Origin of the sequence: Yersinia sp. 2553 StPb PI (assembly GCF_052217105.1) — a bacterium.
Lineage (GTDB): Bacteria > Pseudomonadota > Gammaproteobacteria > Enterobacterales > Enterobacteriaceae > Yersinia > Yersinia enterocolitica_E.
On the sequence record NZ_JAZGPX010000002.1, the window covers coordinates 1,073,104 to 1,088,195 of the forward strand.

Genomic DNA, 15,092 nt, shown 5'->3' on the forward strand with positions numbered 1-15,092 from the left:
ATGTCTCTGGCGGCTCTATTCGTTCTGTGTCGCTTCTTGCATTTTCTGGCGGTGATGCTGATGTTTGGCATCAGTATATTCACCGCTGTATTAGCACCAGATCGATTCTCTTCAATACTCAAAACCCGTCTGTCACCTCTACTTATCTTCAGTACTTTTCTGGGGCTTATCTCTGCCGTGGGGCTTTTAGCCGTTCAGGCTGGAATGATGGGTGATGGTTGGGCTGATACTTATCGATTGACCGTTTGGTGGTCGGTATTTGGTACACGCTTCGGCCAGGTGTGGCAATGGCATATGGGTTTATCCATTTTGATTATGTGGATAGTGTTGCTGGGTTCAACTCGTAGCAACTATCGACTGATAGCGGGCTGCTCAACGCTGTTACTCGCGAGTCTTGCTTTTACCGGGCATGCGGCGATGCATGCTGGAGTCGTGGGATGGATTCACCAAACTAATCAAATCATACATCTGCTCAGTGCGGGTTACTGGCTGGGTTGCTTGCCAGCGCTGCTGATTTGCCTCGTTTATACCCGCAATAATGATGTCAAACGTGAAGCCATCACTACGTTGATTCGATTCTCAAGCTGGGGACATCTGGCCGTAGCATTGGTACTGGCGAGTGGTGTTATTAACAGCATCATTATACTGGGCGATACCGCGCTGACGCTGACATCTACTTATCAGATACTTCTGCTCTGCAAAGTGATATTGGTGATGTTTATGATTATTGTTGCACTGATTAATCGTTATCTCATCGTTCCATTGCTTAAGCAATTACCCGCTAAAGCTCACTATTGGCTAGTGGTAAATAGTTGTGTGGAAATTATCCTCGGTGTAGCGGTATTACTCTTAGTCAGTGTTTTTGCCACTATGGCACCGGTATAGGGTAAAGCTATAAGTAACAGATATTGCTACTGAGCTTGCATTGGAGCCTTTGGATGCGAGAAAATCTAAGCAATCAATTAATTGAGGATAATTAAGATGAAAGGTTTTGTGCTGACGTTATCGTTGCTGATGCTATCAATTAACGCTATTGCTGCTGGAAAGATAGTGACGGTCAGTAAATTTGAATTTGGTAAGCAATGGGCATTTACCCGAGAAGAAGTGATGCTGGAATGCCGCCCAGGTAATGCTTTATTTGTGATTAACCCGAGTACGTTAGCGCAATATCCCCTCAATGATATTGCTACCGAGCAGATGAAATCTGGCCTTGTATTAGCGAAGCCGTTAGATATTTTGTTGTTAGATGACAGTAACAACCCTGGGCAGAAGATGAGCTTGGCGCCTTTCCAGCAGCGTGCAATGTCATTGTGTCAAAATTAAACCTGAAATTGTGAGACTCACCAATATTAACCCGTATTTTTCAAATGATTACTATTACTAGTAATAGGTTTGAGTTTTCGCCATTCAGATTAGTTTACAACCGTAATTAATTAGTTCTATTGCCAAGTTGGCGAAACACATGTACTCGACTACGCTTAAGGAGTACGGCTGAATAAGCCTACGTTAATGCCAACTTTTAGCGCACGGCTCTCTCCCAAGAGCCATTTCCCTAGACCGAATATAGGAATCGTATTCGGTCTCTTTTTAATGTGTTGATTTTGTTGATGTTTTTTCCTCTCTCCCGAAATCCCCCGAAATTTCCCCGAAATCCTATACTCGGCCTAAATTTCTACCCACTCATTTTTACGCGAATCCAGGTATACATTCGTCATTTTCATCGATTTGTGACCGAGCAATTTCTGTGCAAATTCCTTACCGTACTCAGCTTCATAAAGTCTCGATGCCAGGCTGCGGATCTCGTGAAAGCTGGGAGGGGATATGTCATAAACCAGATCCGTTGCTTTCAATGCTTTAACAAATGCTTTGGTGAGTGAGTCCGCATTTAATGCACCGGGCTCCCGGCCTGATTTTCTACTGGACGAGCAAATGAGATATTCGCTCTTATTGTTATTCAGGCACTTTTCTACAACGTCACCGACGGAGGTATTCATTATTTCCAACCGAAGTGATAGTGATATAGCTATCTGCATTTTAGTTTTACTTTGGACTATCCAAAGCTTGCCATCATGCACATCGCTTCTTTTTAATTGCCGCACATCGTCACGGCGTTGGCCGGTAATTAGCGCCAATGCTAGGCTGAGTTGAACCCAGTTCTGCTGTTGGCCGGCTGCCTCGTAAATCTTGCAAAAGGCAGCATAGTCGAGCCGTTCCCGCTTAACTTTTGGTGACGGCGTGCGTGTTGCTTCCACTGGGTTGGTGCTAATTAAACCATCAGCTATTGCTTCGCGAAAAACATCAGATAAAACAGAACGTAGATTTACCGCCATCGAACTTTTACCATTATCGACATAGGCATTAATAAAATCAGCGATATGCTTGGTGGTAATAGCCTCGATCGGTTTATCTCCAAATTCTTGGTTAATATATCCGATTTGCAGGACTCTCATTTTCATGGTGTTCTCAGCCAGTTCTCTACGCTTTAATAGCTCTGAATAGCGCTTTAGCCAACTTGCTACGGTATTAACTTCAGCTTTAGCCGCAGGAGTTGGGGTAGGGGCTTGTAATCGTTCAAGCAGGGCAACTGGCTGAAAATTGGATTCAATATAATTATTGGCCTGAATAGCCTGAGATATGGCATCTCTACGGGCAATTTGCCCGAGGGTTATTTCCTCCCCAGTAATAGGGTTACGCCAGTAAAATGATTTGCGCGAGCGGCGATAGGTAAGGTTCCGAGGTAAATTGGCATCATATCTTTGCGGCCTTGATGCCATGATTAATTCTCTCTATTAATGGTGAGTTAACATCGGGTGATGCTTTTATTATTTTTTTAGCTAAGCGATAGCTTTTAGGTTGAATATAAATAGCACCTGGCTGTACACGATATTCCCGCCCATGTTTTTCAGGGGCAGGGTAAATATTGCCGCCTCGCGCCCAGCGCTGGAGTGTCTGGGGGGTTGGTTGCTTGCTGCGGTAGGTTTCTTCCGCCCATTCTTCTAATGTCAGTAGTTTGGTCATTGGTCTTTCCTCAGTAGGAAAGGGCGCAAAGATGTTACGCCCTATTATGGTCGTTTGGTCTGGGGTGGTAAGGGGCTATGTTTTAGTGATACTGCTATCGAATGCTACGGTCGGATATGGTTAAACCTCCCGAGTTAACCGGTTGATAATGTCTCTTTTGGAGGGAATGCGAAGCTGGTAGGCCAATTGCCATGCTTTGCGCTGATTCTGAGTTTTATGTTCCAACATTTTGCGGATAGTGGTCACCGGGATACCGGTGCTGCTGGCAATCAAGTTTTCATTGTGGCCAGCGCGGTGAAACTGATAGATAGCCAGCAAAACTTCCAGTGAGTAGCGCTTACGAATACCTATATCGACCGTATTCACCTGAGATAAGCCGGGCCATCGCTCATCATTGGGATAAATCGGCTTCGGTATTGGCTGGTAGGGGTTACCGCTGCGGATTTCAGCGCGACAGCGCATTAGCCAGATGATACGAGCGGTATAGTCCCCCCGGTCATCTTCTTTAAAGTAGCTGCCGGTACTCTGGTTCAGTTCCTCATCCATCATGCGGCTTCCTTCTGTTTCTGCTCTAATTCCCACTCTTTTACGATTCTGGTGCATTGAGCGTGTACCTGGCGGGCAGTTGCTATCCCGAAGCCTTTGACGGCGTGAACGCTGGGTAACCGCTGGGGTCAGGCCATCCGGCCAGTTCTGTTTGAAATCCTCAACCATGGGATAGACGGGTAATGCCCACTCATTGACCGAGACGATCAGGCCAATGCCGCTGGTGGAGCGAATTTCAATATGCCAGTCAATATCGTTAATGAGCTGCATATCGTAATCACCTGAGCGCAGTTTCAGTCCCCACTGGAAGGTATAAAAGTAAAACTCAATACCATCATTGCCACGATAGTAGGTTGGCTCGACGTCACCATCCATACGCTGGATCCGGTTGGTGAGGTCAGAAACGGCATTATTCAATTGGTCATTAACATTGACCATGACAGCCAGTTTGCTGGTTTTTTCTGCCACCTCTTTTTTGTATCGCCGGATCTCTGTTAGTTGCTGGTTTAACAGCGTGCGCTTGCTCTCCAAATCATCTTTGAGGCGAACGATCTGGATTTTCATTTTTTCAGGATTCAGTGACTTCAACCGATTCACCTCAGTAGCCAACACGCGTTGGCCTGAAAGTGAAAGATTGTATTTGGCTGAAATACTGTCTCGCTGCGCATTAGCTTCAGCGACTAACAGGTCTGCATTTTCTATGCGTTCCTGCACTTGTGTTAACGCCAAGGATTTCGTGGTTAGGTCGTTTTCAGTTTTTTCTAAACGGTCGAATAAAAGGTTGTACTCGTCAGTCTCGATGTTGAGTTGTTCAATACATAGGGACTGTGCTTGGTTGAGTAAAACAGTCGCGCTCTCTATAGAGCGCTGTGCGGTGCCGGTAGTCTGCTCGATGGCAAGGTCTAACTGCGCCCGAACTGGACGCAGGGATGACTCCAGCACACTGGCAGTTGTGGCCTGTGTGGTCATGATGGGTTACCTGTGGAATGCCTGCCGTGGCAGGTTATGAAAGGTTATTGCGTGATAGAGAAATAGCGGATCCGGCCAGCTTTTACCGCGTTGTACAGGCGGTTAACTGTTTCAGTAGTAAGCTCAATTCCTGCCGCTACTAAATCAGCATCAATTTGGGCAATCCAATTAGCTGGCTTGTCTGTTAGTTGCGTATTTACCGATCCGCCCAGTTGCTTAGGAAAGTTAAGCGATCCCGCAGGGTGTAACGACTGATGGACTGTTGTATCCGTACTTGCGGCGACTGTTTCTGTAGTGGCCACTGGCACTGACTGTTGTTGTTTTTTCAATTCATCAAGCCGCAATGCTTCCTGCTGTCTGTGCTGTTCCTCAATTTGTTTTTGCCTGGTAATGCGTTGATCAATCATCAGCGCCAGATGTTCGTGCTCAAGGGCAATTATTTGGTTGATGTCAGCGAACAGATTTTTATAAGCCGGTTCAATATCAGCAAATAGCACTAAGTTAGACTGATATTTCTCACCTAATTGGTTAGCAGCTATCTTGGCGCGGGCCAGTTCATCGTTGGCTGCACTCTGCAAAGAGGTGAGGGTTTTCTTGCCTTTGATAGCAGTGGCAAAATCAGCCGGGATAGTAGGTAGAGTGACAATAGCCAACTGTTTATTGATACCGGCAATGTGCTCAGCAAGAGCGGGTTTACCTTATTCAGTATTTCAAGGCGAATAGCTTCTTTGCGCAACTTAACGAGTTTTGACAGGTCTAGCCGTTTGTTTCGCATTTCATCGCGCAAGGTATCAATGGTGCGGAAAAGTAGATCAATCTGCTCAGTCTTAGACAGTGCCTGCTGCTTAATCAGATCCAGCTCTTTCTCTGCTTTTTCACAGAACTTAACGGTTTCTTCTGCGTCAGCGAAGTCCTGATCGGTCACCAGATTAGTGTTGATGGATTGAATAAAGGCCAACGCTTGATTCTGGTAAACAGTCAGGTTTGATTCTTTTACCGCGCCCTCTATCTCCACCAATAGGGCAGGGAGGCGCATTAAGGCTTTACCTTGCGGTATGTCTTTTATCTCAGGGGCTGTGTAACCGTTCAAATCCTGTTCAAATTGCTGCCAACCCGCCATCAAAACTTCACGGCGACCAGGTACCGGTAAATACTCCATCCACACAAAGTTATCCTCAGTGCCATTTGATACCACAAAAATGACCTTTTCGGACTCACTCACTAAAAGCTGCTGTTCTAACTGCCAGTAATACTCTGGCGGCAAGTCTTTATTTTTCACCGCCAGCGCCAGTGTGGCATTCCACATTTTGTGTTCAAACAACACATCTTCCATCATGGTCATGCCATCAAAGGAAGCCAACAAATAGCCATCATCATCGATGGCGGTTGCTGGGAATAATTCGGTACAGATCATGGATTCTACGATGACCCGCGCTGTGGCTTCTTGCGCGTGGCCTTTATCGAACAAGTTGGTTTGTACCCAATCGCTGATTTCCCGTTCCGAGCCGGTGGCCTTCATATTCAGCAATTCATCGCGGCGCATTTTACTGGAGGCTGCCATCATTACTGGGGCTTCGCTGGCAGTGAAATGGCGACTGCGTAAGGCGTGCCATTCTGGCGTGCCTTGCTGGACATTAATGATTTGTATCTTCTGCCTCCAGATGTTCGATAGTTTTGATTTGTGCCGAGGTGAGGGTGTATTTGCTTTCGATGGTGTTGATGATTTGCGCGGCGGTTTTCTTGCCCTTGTTGATCAGTGTTGTCCAGTCAGCAAGTGCGCGTTGAAATTGTTCCGCGCTGTATTCTGGTAGTGCCTGCGGCTGGCTTGGTTGCTGGCTGCCTTGGCTGTGTTCTTTACCTTCATTCACATCAAGACTTTTACCTTCCATTTCCTCTGCTGTTGGCTGCTGACCAATTTCCGGCCAACCTTTACGCAGTGCCTGCGCTTCGGCGCACTTGGCTAATTGCCCATAAGGCCGCTTTTTCCACATGGCATTGGGTGCTTGGGTATCGCGGCCAGCGGTCGCATAGTTCTCCAGCCAATATTCCTTCGCACTGAACTCCACGATAGTGCCGTTAGGCATGAGTTTGCTCAGGGTGTATTTGCACCACTGAGGGAAAGTAATTTCTACTCCGTTAAAAACTTGTGTGAGGTCAGGGCCAAATTCGGGTTCCTGTGCACCGGCATAGTTACCAGAGCGGTCTGCCTGTATGCGATAGAGCCCAACACCGGGCATCACCACATCACGCATTTCATATTTACCACTTACCGCATCTTTCACGCTCATAGGAACTAAATGAACGGGTTTCATCAGTGGATCGGCTTTGTTGAATAATTCGGATTTAGATAAAAGCGCCTCTCGTCACTGACTTCCTCAGGCAATCCGCACACTTTCTGGCATCCCTGCACGCGTCATTTTGTTTAAGGCACGGATCATGGCCATAGTTTCTCCAACCTGCGCATCGTAATCCCTCAACGTAAGATGCCCACCAAACAGCTGTTTTACGCGGTACATCGCCGTTTCGGCCACTGAACGCCGGTTATAAGCCGTGTGCCATTTCCAGTACGCATTGCTCCCAGTAAGCCGTTGCCTCGCCACCGCCTGATTTCTGTCGGCATACTCCACCGGCCAGTAGCCGGCGCGCGTTCGCGGCGGGATAAGCGCCTTAATTTTCTTGCGCCGCAACTCGTCGTGGCACCGCTTTGTGTCATAAGCCCCGTCGGCACAGGCAGCCCTGATTTTCCTGTGCGTCTGACGGATAAGCCCCGGGAATGCCTCTGCATCAGTCACGTTGTTTAGGGACAGGTCAGCGCAGATAATCTCATGCGTATCAGCATCCACCGCCAGGTGCAGTTTCCGCCAGACGCGGCGCTTTTCCTGGCCGTGTTTTTTCACCTTCCACTCACCCTCACCGAAGACTTTTAAGCCGGTGGAATCGATAACCAGATGGGCAATTTCACCGCGTGTTGGGTTTTTGAAAGGGATGCTGACGGATTTAGCCCGCCTGCTGACGCAGGAATAATCCGGGCAACGGAGCGGGAGCTTCATTAGGGTAAAGATGGAGTCAATGAATCCCTGCGCAGCGCGAAGTGTGAGGCGAAAAACGCGTTTGAGCATCAGAACGGTTGAAATGGCCAGCTCAGAATAACGTTGCGGACGACCGCGTAAAGACGTGTTGGGCTCGTCATACCATGCCTGAATGGCCGACTCATCAAGCCAGAATGTCAGTGAGCCCCGATTGACAAGCGCCTTGTTGTAGGTGGCCCAGTTGGTGATTTTGAACTTTTGTTTTGCCACGTGATATCGCTGCAGGATCAGGAGTGTGGTGATCTGATCCTAACTACGGCCAAAAGTTCGATTTATTCAACAACGCCTGGGGGAGGCACAAAAGAGTGTTTATGATATTGATATGAAGAAGCTTATATATCATTAAGGTTTTTAGGGGGGGGGCGAAATATCGTATTTTTATTTGCGTTTTCAATGTGAAGCAAAACTAAAGATCACCATGTGTATGGTGGATCACTATGAACAGATTACCTGAAATGTACCTCCGCAGCATCCCTTCCTGTTCAGAGTTGATGTGGTCTGTGTGACATCGGCGATATTGAAATTGGAAAACTTATGAGATAAGTGACTGCCATACTGGAAGAAGTTCGGGTGAAGCAGTCTCATTTTGAACTGGTTGATTTAACGGTGTTGTGCTAAACATACATCACTATGGCCCATACGCGAGTATGGGCTTGTCGCATACATGCAGTAATGTATTAAATACATACTATTTGGATAAGTTTTTTCTGATTTTATGAACCAATACTGTGTTTCTTGGAGCATTTAAAGTTAGTGATTCTAAATCACTAAGGATTTTATTGTTAAATATATCTGAATTATTACAGGTGGCTTTTAATAATTTAAAAAACCAGGGAAGGAATGCGATATAACCAGCCCCTGAGAGACCTTTGTACTCCATAACAGCCCCTACAACGACTGGGGCTAAGCCAGATAAGTCTAACACAGATAAATTTTTCTTCCTTTGCTCAATTGCTTTTATATCTTTATTTAAAGAATATATTTTAAAACTTAATTCTTCTGGTGTCAGATTGGCATATTCTTTTAATATTCCTGGAATCATGCGCCTGTTGTATTTACTTAAAATATCATCTAACTCAAGAACATTCATGTCGTTATTAATTGTAAGGATGTTTGACAGTAAAGTATTTATCTCAACTTCTCGGAGTTCATTTTGTGATTGCTTAACTCCACTATATATTCCATTAAGTATTTTACAGGCATTTACCTCAGAATAATCTACGTGTTCAAAGGGGAAGTGATGTGCTCCTAATCCCATTGAAAACTCAAGTGACATTGCACTTGACGTTAACTCAATATCATAATCACGACCACGTGATTTATATATTTGTGCCGCAAAACCCGCCCCACAAAATTGACTAACACCCAGAGCCCCCCTTTGGTTTATTCCATGCTCAAGAAATGCTATATTTTTAGATAAGGATTCTGCTAATATTTTTAGTGAATTACTTTTTGAGTTGTAACATTCTTTTAATATCTTATATTGAGTGTTACTATCAAAAGAAAATCCAAAAAATCCTGTTTTCTCTCGAATTCCTAATAATGAGGCGGCAGCTAATCTTCTGGAAAATAAAACACATTCTGGATCAACAGATAGAACATCCGCCAAGAATGTTGAATCATAGCGTTGGAGATTTTGGAATGCGACGAATTTTATACGTCCACGTCTAACTAACTCTAATAGTTCAATTCTGTTGATTTTAAAAATATCATGAAAATTATTAGTATTAGATGTATCTATTAATGGAATTGCAATGATCACAGTATCATATAGTGAAATATATTCTCTTATATTATTTCGAGGGAAAACGCTAGCATCTACAAAACATCTATTTTGACTGTTTTTAAATGAATCGCTAAGGCATTCATCTCTGGTGAAATTTATATCTGAAAATACATTTACTCTTTTCTCAACCCAGAAATCTTGATCTTCTTCATATTTTTCTAAAATTTCTTTAGGTTGATTATTTTTAAGGTATCGACCTGCAACCAGTGTAAGATTTACCTGTGTGTTCATTTTATTTTTTTGATGTTTGTAATCAGGTAGTTCATGATCTGTTTTAATAATATAATTGTATCCATAGAAACCCAAACTTTCGCATATTAAAATAATTTCATCAGTTTCATTTTGAGTTAGGTTTTTATTAAAGGTAAAAGTAAAGGTGTTGTTGGACCACTTCATGTCCACATGAAAAGGATGGAATTCAGGTGGTATAGCTATACTTATATTATTATTGAAATCGGAAGGATTAAACGGCTGTCCAAATAAATTTACTTTTTCGTAGGTATTTCTTAGATCTATCCTTATGAAATCATCTTTTATTTCATCCGTGAAGATTGGTCCTGGAACACCTATGGTTTTAAAATTATAGTTATAATTTTCTTGTATTTCATTTAATGTTAAATTACATCCTTCGCAATCCTTTATTACAGCATAAATAGTTTCCTCGTCATGAAACAAACCAAAATGATTTAATTTATAATTTTGAATTATGAAAGCTTCATAGTTACTTTTCAAAACTTCAATCAAAGATGGTGATGATTTTAAATATGAGATTTTCATAACAAGTAGTCCTATGTTTTTGCTGAATTTAGTGATTTTAAACTCAAATGCGACGAAGCGGAATAGTCACGTGTTCACTACCTCGTTTTTTCATTGTTCTACTACTACATTAAGTTATTTGTGAAAAATTTCACATGTAGGAATGATTAAAAGCTCTTGTTTTAGTCAGATATTTACTCAGCATTTCCATGAATCTGCTCAATGTATCGCCCGCGTCCATCCTCATTATCCAGACCCGCTGGTATTAATGCCAGCGCTTCATTCTGACTCAGTTCCTGTTTTTCGTAATACTGGATCGCGTTCTGTGCCCAGGCATAGCACAGGGAGTGGGAGCATATTCCCTCACCAGTCGAGCATCGCGGATGTGGTTATGTAAGTATCCCAAATAATCGTTTCATACGCTTCTAGAAGACTTCCGACATAAGGATTAGGTTACCTAAGAGCGAACTTCCGCTACTCGCTCATAGCGAACCTTATGACCTTGCTTTTTGTCTGCTCTGTGCCAGGAGCGGACCTTATAAACATTGGCGCTGACAGTAAAGCGGTACAGAGTCGGTACGATGAACTGATTTTATGCTAAATATGAGTGGTTGGAACACTATAACGGGATGAAGTGGTAAATGACTGGCTTAATATTCGTTTAAAGTTTTCCCCGTCTGAGTCGATAAAAGTGGGATCAACAAAAACGCAAGGTGATGCTCATGTATGGAAAACTGGCCATTACGGGAATAATGGTAACGTTGTTGAGTGGATGTACGGCGGGGTTTAGGCCTTCGTTGGAAGACTATAAAGGTTCAGATGCAGCCCGGATTCGTGCTGCATCTGATGGCAATACAGCTCTTCAATTTTACGAAAAACAGGCAAGTGGTTGTTATAAAAAAGTTCTAGAACGCCGGATTACTGCTGGTTTGGCTATTATCGGTATTCCTGTCACAGGAAATAAAAAAATCGGAATGCCAGAGTCATCTAATAACAAGGGCATTTTCATAAATGAATTTACTATCAAGCCGGGGCAACTGGTGACGGTAATTCATTATTGGACCCAGGCTGGGTACTATCAAAATACAGTACAGTCTACCTCCGAGAGATTCATTCCTCAGCCAAATCATGATTACGATATCGTCGTTACTGGCTCGGAATTTTCCGGAGATAGCGTATCGGTAAAAGATCTGGATTCAAACGCTAAGATAGTGGGATGGGAAGGCGAGTACTGCCCCTCTGGTATGTTAGATTGATTGCATGACGCAAGTCACTGTCTGTACGAAAATAATCTGGTCCAGCCCACCCAGGAGTGGGCTTTTTCATACGGGCAGTGAACGAACAAAAAGGGAAAGAATGTGCGTGCAGAAATGAAGGAAAAAATCATCAGGACGTGTGAGGCTAAAATCGCGGCCAAGGGCGGTAACGTAGGTCTATCTTTCTATGCTTTTTTTGCTAATAAAAATGAGGATCCGGAACTACTCATGGAGGTTGCGCATTGGTGGATTATGGAGATGAAGCTGGATCACTTTGAAAAGGCTGAAAAGATAAAATCCCTCGTTCTAGCCATATAGCTGGACATTCAGACTACGTAGCTTTTGGACCTACAGAGGGGCATCATTCGGATATGATGGTTGTAATGGTCTAATCATTTCGGACACTTTGTTAGAGATATAATGAGCAACGCTAACGAGGTGAAAATGCGAAGAAAAACGTTTACCCATGAGTTCAAGCAGGAATGTGTCAATTTGGTTCTGCAGCATAAGTACCCGGTGACCCAGGCTGCTGAAACGATGAATATAGGCCTTTCAACATTACAACGCTGGTTACGCCAATATCGCGGAGAAGTGAGGGGAGATACTCCCATCGCCACCGCGATCACGTCTGAACAACGACGAATACAGGAACTTGAAAAGCAGGTACGTCAGTTGCAAAGCGACAATGACCTGTTAAAAAAGGCTTCAGCCTTCTTCGCCATGGAAATGAACAACGACAAAAAGTCGCGGTGAAGCTGAAGAAGGCCGGGGCAAACATCCAGCAAGTATGTCGATGCCTGTCGCTCACGCGCAGTGTATTTTACGCCCGAAGCCGGCGGCCAGCCCTCAGAGCAAATGTTCTGATGCTTCATGCGGCGGCTAAGCATGTTCATGCTGAAATGGATGCGACGTATGGCAGTCGGCGCATGTGTATTGAGCTGCGTGAACAGGGTTTTAACGTTGGCCGATACCGTGTCCGTCAGATAATGAAGACCCTGATGCTGGTTGCGAAGCGTCCCGGACGTCATCGCTATCCACGTGGTGGTAAACCGGCTGTAGTGGCGGCTAATCTGTTGAATCGACAGTTTAATCCAGAGACATTAAATACCTGGTGGTCAGGTGATATCACCTATCTTCGTACCGCTCAGGGCTGGTTATATCTGGCTATTGTCATGGACTTATGTTCAAGAAAAATAGTGAGTTGGGCCTTCTCGGACAAACCGGACAGCGCCCTGACTATCCGGGCATTACGACTGGCGGTTAATAAACGACGGCCAACAGGCCCAGTCGTATTCCATAGCGATCAAGGTGCTCAGTATACTAGCGCCCAGTTCCAGTCCTGCCAGCAGGAACTTGATGTGACGGGCAGTATGAGCCGCAAGGGTAACTGTTTGGATAATGCCGTTACGGAGAGGTTCTTCCGCAGCCTGAAAGCAGAGAGAGTTAACTACCGTCGCTATGAAACCCGAAGTCAGGGCATTGCGGACGTTATCGATTATATCGACAGTTTTTATAATCTGAAGCGTCGGCATTACCGGCTGGGCAATATATCGCCGAATGAATATGAACGCCGATTACAACAATGTGCCTAAATCCGTGTCCGGTTTTAGTTGACCATTACAGGTTAACCGATTTGATATCTGGTCAACTGAACTCAAGATGCCTTGTAGTTCTTCTCTTCATGATCCTATGGCACCCTTCATGCAGGGTCGGTAGGTCTGCACCTCGCTCACGGCGGACCTTCAGCGCCACGTGCTTGTCTGCTGTGTGCCAGGAACGGACTCAATGTAATGCTATCCATCAAATCCTTATTCAATGCGTTCCACATTTGGATGACGCTCGGTTGCGGCTTCATGGAAAATGTCACCCAGCCAGCCGGCAATCTCGCCTTCCGTCATATCGTCTGGTATAGCGATGTCATAGAGTCGAGAAAACTTTCTCTCCGTCAGGTCAGCACGAAATACCAGCCATCGTTCATTCTTACGTTGAACGCCAATATGCCGCCCAAAAACGTTATATATCAACATATGCAATCTCCGATCATACTAATGAATCCCTGAATCTATGATATATACGTCAGAGCAGGCCAGCGAGTAAATCGTACATATATGAAAGGCCAACGTCCGCTGTTCGCTCTTAGTTGACGACCAGACTAAGTAACTATTAATCCATATTACAGCATCAATAATTATTTGAGGGCGTCATTCACAATGACGAACAGAACTAATAACAGAATAAATCCGATAATACCTAAAATGATACTCGCGTTACTGTCCATGTGCATGTTTCCTTTACCTGCCAACAGGTAAGCAGCGATAACAAACGGAACGCAGAGAGCAGGGTGGATGGTGATCATTACGGCTGTCAGTATTAGGCAGACTATAAACAGTGTTGAAGTCATGTTTTCCTCATTTTAACGCTCGAAATTTTCCCGAGAATTTTCGAAATAGCTGATAATTATATGATCATGTTGATCTTTTAAAGACGGTGTTAAACGTAGGCTAAAGGTCATAATTCTGGTTATCTTATTGTTTTATATTGATAAAATTAAGAATTCTCACCTTTAGGAATCGTATTCGGTCTTTTTTTATCTTGTTGATTTTAAAGGTGAATTTTTAGGATTATCGAAATTTATCGAAATTTTATCGAAATCTGATATTCGGTCTTTTATAGCATCACGTATTCTTTCCCCCTCGTATCGGGATACTTATTCGTCATTTTCTCCGATTTATGCCCCAGCAATTTCATCGCAAATTCCTTGCCTTTTTCCTTTTCATACAATCGTCCGGCTAGGCTTCTGATCTCATGAAAAGTTGGCGGACTCTCATCAAAACGAAGATTTGTTCCTTTTCTCGCCATTACGAATTTCTTTGTCAGGCTATCTGGATGTAGTGATCCATCAGGGCTATTTTTTCTGATGCCTGCACTTATCATAAAATCTGTATTACTGGCTAACCTACATCGATCAATTACTGTACCTAGCCGCAGACCGACAGCTTTCAGTTCAAGGTCTAAGAGTAGGGATATTTTGGCACCGGTTTTGCCTTGGTCTATCTGTAATCTGCCATCAACAATCTGGTCAAAGCGCATCAGAGATAAATCCTCACGTCGTTGGCCAGTGACTAGCGCCAGATCCATTGATAGCCCAAACCACGCCGGTAATGTGTCAGCGACCTCACGAATAGCGAGATACTGATCCAGTTCCAGGCGCTCACGTTTCACCACAGATTTAGCTGAGCGTGTCGGTGCCACCGGATTATTCTCTATATGGCCCTCGACAATCGCCTCTCGGAAAATATCAGACAACACTGAATGCATAGTAGCGGCCATAGTTTTTTTGTCCTGTGCCACCCAAAACTCTAAAAACTCGGCAATATGGCGCGTACTGATTTTAGCTAACACCTTGTTACCCATCATTTCGCTGATCATAGCTATTTGTCCCTTGCGAACTTTATATGTGTTTTCCGCCAGTTCCCGACGTTTATAAATGACGTCATACCGTTTTAGCCATGCTGAAAGTGTGTACTCCTGCGTGCCTTTGAGCTTTTCTAGTAGCGCGACAGGCGTGTAATTTTGTTCAATGAAGTTATTGGCTTCAATGGCTTGGGATATGGCGTCTCGCCGGGCAATTTGGCCGAGAGATAATTCCTTTCCAGTTAGCGGGTTGCCTGA

At 44.3% G+C, this 15,092-nt stretch carries 15 protein-coding genes and 2 pseudogenes; 6 read left to right on the forward strand and 11 right to left on the reverse strand.

Features of this window, described 5'->3' with window-relative positions; all coding sequences use genetic code 11:
• Both copD and V2A84_RS06175 read left to right on the forward strand, forming a co-directional pair.
• On the forward strand, positions 1 to 885 hold the full coding sequence (gene copD, locus V2A84_RS06170) for a copper homeostasis membrane protein CopD (RefSeq protein ID WP_083158611.1): 885 nt from the start codon (positions 1 to 3) through the stop codon (positions 883 to 885).
• Positions 886 to 981: 96 nt separating this feature from the next.
• On the forward strand, positions 982 to 1,323 hold the full coding sequence (locus tag V2A84_RS06175) for a YebY family protein (RefSeq protein ID WP_193784646.1): 342 nt from the start codon (positions 982 to 984) through the stop codon (positions 1,321 to 1,323).
• 341 nt (positions 1,324 to 1,664) lie between these two features.
• On the opposite strand, the gene V2A84_RS06180 is transcribed toward V2A84_RS06175, so the two are convergent.
• The 8 genes and pseudogenes from V2A84_RS06180 to V2A84_RS06215 all read right to left on the reverse strand — a co-directional run bounded on the left by V2A84_RS06180 (position 1,665) and on the right by V2A84_RS06215 (position 10,185).
• Complete coding sequence (locus tag V2A84_RS06180; RefSeq protein WP_193784647.1) at positions 1,665 to 2,774, reverse strand: tyrosine-type recombinase/integrase; 1,110 nt, start codon at positions 2,772 to 2,774, stop codon at positions 1,665 to 1,667.
• The gene (locus tag V2A84_RS06185; protein ID WP_049603910.1) at positions 2,749 to 3,018 is read right to left on the reverse strand and encodes an excisionase; all 270 of its coding nucleotides are present in this window, start codon (positions 3,016 to 3,018) and stop codon (positions 2,749 to 2,751) included. Before V2A84_RS06185 ends, V2A84_RS06180 begins: the two co-directional genes overlap by 26 nt.
• Before the next feature lie 120 nt (positions 3,019 to 3,138).
• Complete coding sequence (locus V2A84_RS06190) at positions 3,139 to 4,533, reverse strand: hypothetical protein (RefSeq protein WP_227746529.1); 1,395 nt, start codon at positions 4,531 to 4,533, stop codon at positions 3,139 to 3,141.
• 44 nt (positions 4,534 to 4,577) lie between these two features.
• Positions 4,578 to 5,111 (reverse strand): hypothetical protein, encoded by a 534-nt coding sequence (locus tag V2A84_RS06195; protein WP_442848655.1) that lies wholly within the window; start codon positions 5,109 to 5,111, stop codon positions 4,578 to 4,580.
• Positions 5,069 to 6,097, reverse strand: coding sequence for a hypothetical protein (locus tag V2A84_RS06200; protein ID WP_442848656.1), 1,029 nt, complete (start codon positions 6,095 to 6,097; stop codon positions 5,069 to 5,071). Before V2A84_RS06200 ends, V2A84_RS06195 begins: the two co-directional genes overlap by 43 nt.
• Positions 6,098 to 6,167: 70 nt before the next feature.
• Positions 6,168 to 6,854 (reverse strand): annotated as a pseudogene (bet, locus tag V2A84_RS06205) (phage recombination protein Bet); the annotation flags it as partial.
• Positions 6,855 to 6,908: 54 nt separating this feature from the next.
• On the reverse strand, positions 6,909 to 7,832 hold the full coding sequence (locus V2A84_RS06210) for an IS5 family transposase (RefSeq protein ID WP_226717630.1): 924 nt from the start codon (positions 7,830 to 7,832) through the stop codon (positions 6,909 to 6,911).
• A gap of 478 nt (positions 7,833 to 8,310) precedes the next feature.
• The gene (locus tag V2A84_RS06215) at positions 8,311 to 10,185 is read right to left on the reverse strand and encodes a hypothetical protein (protein WP_442848657.1); all 1,875 of its coding nucleotides are present in this window, start codon (positions 10,183 to 10,185) and stop codon (positions 8,311 to 8,313) included.
• Positions 10,186 to 10,886: 701 nt separating this feature from the next.
• Between V2A84_RS06215 and V2A84_RS06220 the strand changes: the two genes are divergently transcribed.
• From V2A84_RS06220 to V2A84_RS06235, 4 genes are all read left to right on the forward strand, one after another.
• Complete coding sequence (locus tag V2A84_RS06220; protein WP_019082153.1) at positions 10,887 to 11,420, forward strand: hypothetical protein; 534 nt, start codon at positions 10,887 to 10,889, stop codon at positions 11,418 to 11,420.
• A gap of 102 nt (positions 11,421 to 11,522) precedes the next feature.
• Positions 11,523 to 11,738: a DUF6500 family protein gene (locus V2A84_RS06225; RefSeq protein ID WP_050126877.1), complete on the forward strand. Its 216-nt coding sequence runs from the start codon at positions 11,523 to 11,525 to the stop codon at positions 11,736 to 11,738.
• 102 nt (positions 11,739 to 11,840) lie between these two features.
• Positions 11,841 to 12,173: a transposase gene (locus V2A84_RS06230; RefSeq protein WP_442848610.1), complete on the forward strand. Its 333-nt coding sequence runs from the start codon at positions 11,841 to 11,843 to the stop codon at positions 12,171 to 12,173.
• On the forward strand, positions 12,170 to 13,012 hold the full coding sequence (locus tag V2A84_RS06235; protein ID WP_442848611.1) for an IS3 family transposase: 843 nt from the start codon (positions 12,170 to 12,172) through the stop codon (positions 13,010 to 13,012). Before V2A84_RS06230 ends, V2A84_RS06235 begins: the two co-directional genes overlap by 4 nt.
• A 216-nt stretch (positions 13,013 to 13,228) precedes the next feature.
• On the opposite strand, the gene V2A84_RS06240 is transcribed toward V2A84_RS06235, so the two are convergent.
• The 3 genes and pseudogenes from V2A84_RS06240 to V2A84_RS06250 all read right to left on the reverse strand — a co-directional run.
• On the reverse strand, positions 13,229 to 13,447 hold the full coding sequence (locus V2A84_RS06240) for a DUF7661 family protein (protein WP_005182474.1): 219 nt from the start codon (positions 13,445 to 13,447) through the stop codon (positions 13,229 to 13,231).
• Between the two features lie 161 nt (positions 13,448 to 13,608).
• A complete protein-coding gene (locus V2A84_RS06245) occupies positions 13,609 to 13,821 on the reverse strand; it encodes a hypothetical protein (RefSeq protein WP_145594010.1) in 213 nt (70 codons plus the stop codon).
• Positions 13,822 to 14,087: 266 nt separating this feature from the next.
• Positions 14,088 to 15,086 (reverse strand): annotated as a pseudogene (locus V2A84_RS06250) (tyrosine-type recombinase/integrase); the annotation flags it as partial.
• Between the last annotated feature and the right edge of the window lie 6 nt (positions 15,087 to 15,092).

Coding starts and splice junctions, on each gene's coding strand:
- V2A84_RS06185 (WP_049603910.1), bottom strand. CDS start 3,018: ATGACCAAACTACTGACATTAGAAGAATGGGCGGAAGAAACCTACCGC.
- copD (WP_083158611.1), top strand. CDS start 1: ATGTCTCTGGCGGCTCTATTCGTTCTGTGTCGCTTCTTGCATTTTCTG.
- V2A84_RS06215 (WP_442848657.1), bottom strand. CDS start 10,185: ATGAAAATCTCATATTTAAAATCATCACCATCTTTGATTGAAGTTTTG.
- V2A84_RS06230 (WP_442848610.1), top strand. CDS start 11,841: ATGAGCAACGCTAACGAGGTGAAAATGCGAAGAAAAACGTTTACCCAT.
- V2A84_RS06245 (WP_145594010.1), bottom strand. CDS start 13,821: ATGACTTCAACACTGTTTATAGTCTGCCTAATACTGACAGCCGTAATG.
- V2A84_RS06220 (WP_019082153.1), top strand. CDS start 10,887: ATGTATGGAAAACTGGCCATTACGGGAATAATGGTAACGTTGTTGAGT.
- V2A84_RS06240 (WP_005182474.1), bottom strand. CDS start 13,447: ATGTTGATATATAACGTTTTTGGGCGGCATATTGGCGTTCAACGTAAG.
- V2A84_RS06180 (WP_193784647.1), bottom strand. CDS start 2,774: ATGGCATCAAGGCCGCAAAGATATGATGCCAATTTACCTCGGAACCTT.
- V2A84_RS06175 (WP_193784646.1), top strand. CDS start 982: ATGAAAGGTTTTGTGCTGACGTTATCGTTGCTGATGCTATCAATTAAC.
- V2A84_RS06190 (WP_227746529.1), bottom strand. CDS start 4,533: ATGACCACACAGGCCACAACTGCCAGTGTGCTGGAGTCATCCCTGCGT.
- V2A84_RS06200 (WP_442848656.1), bottom strand. CDS start 6,097: ATGATGGCAGCCTCCAGTAAAATGCGCCGCGATGAATTGCTGAATATG.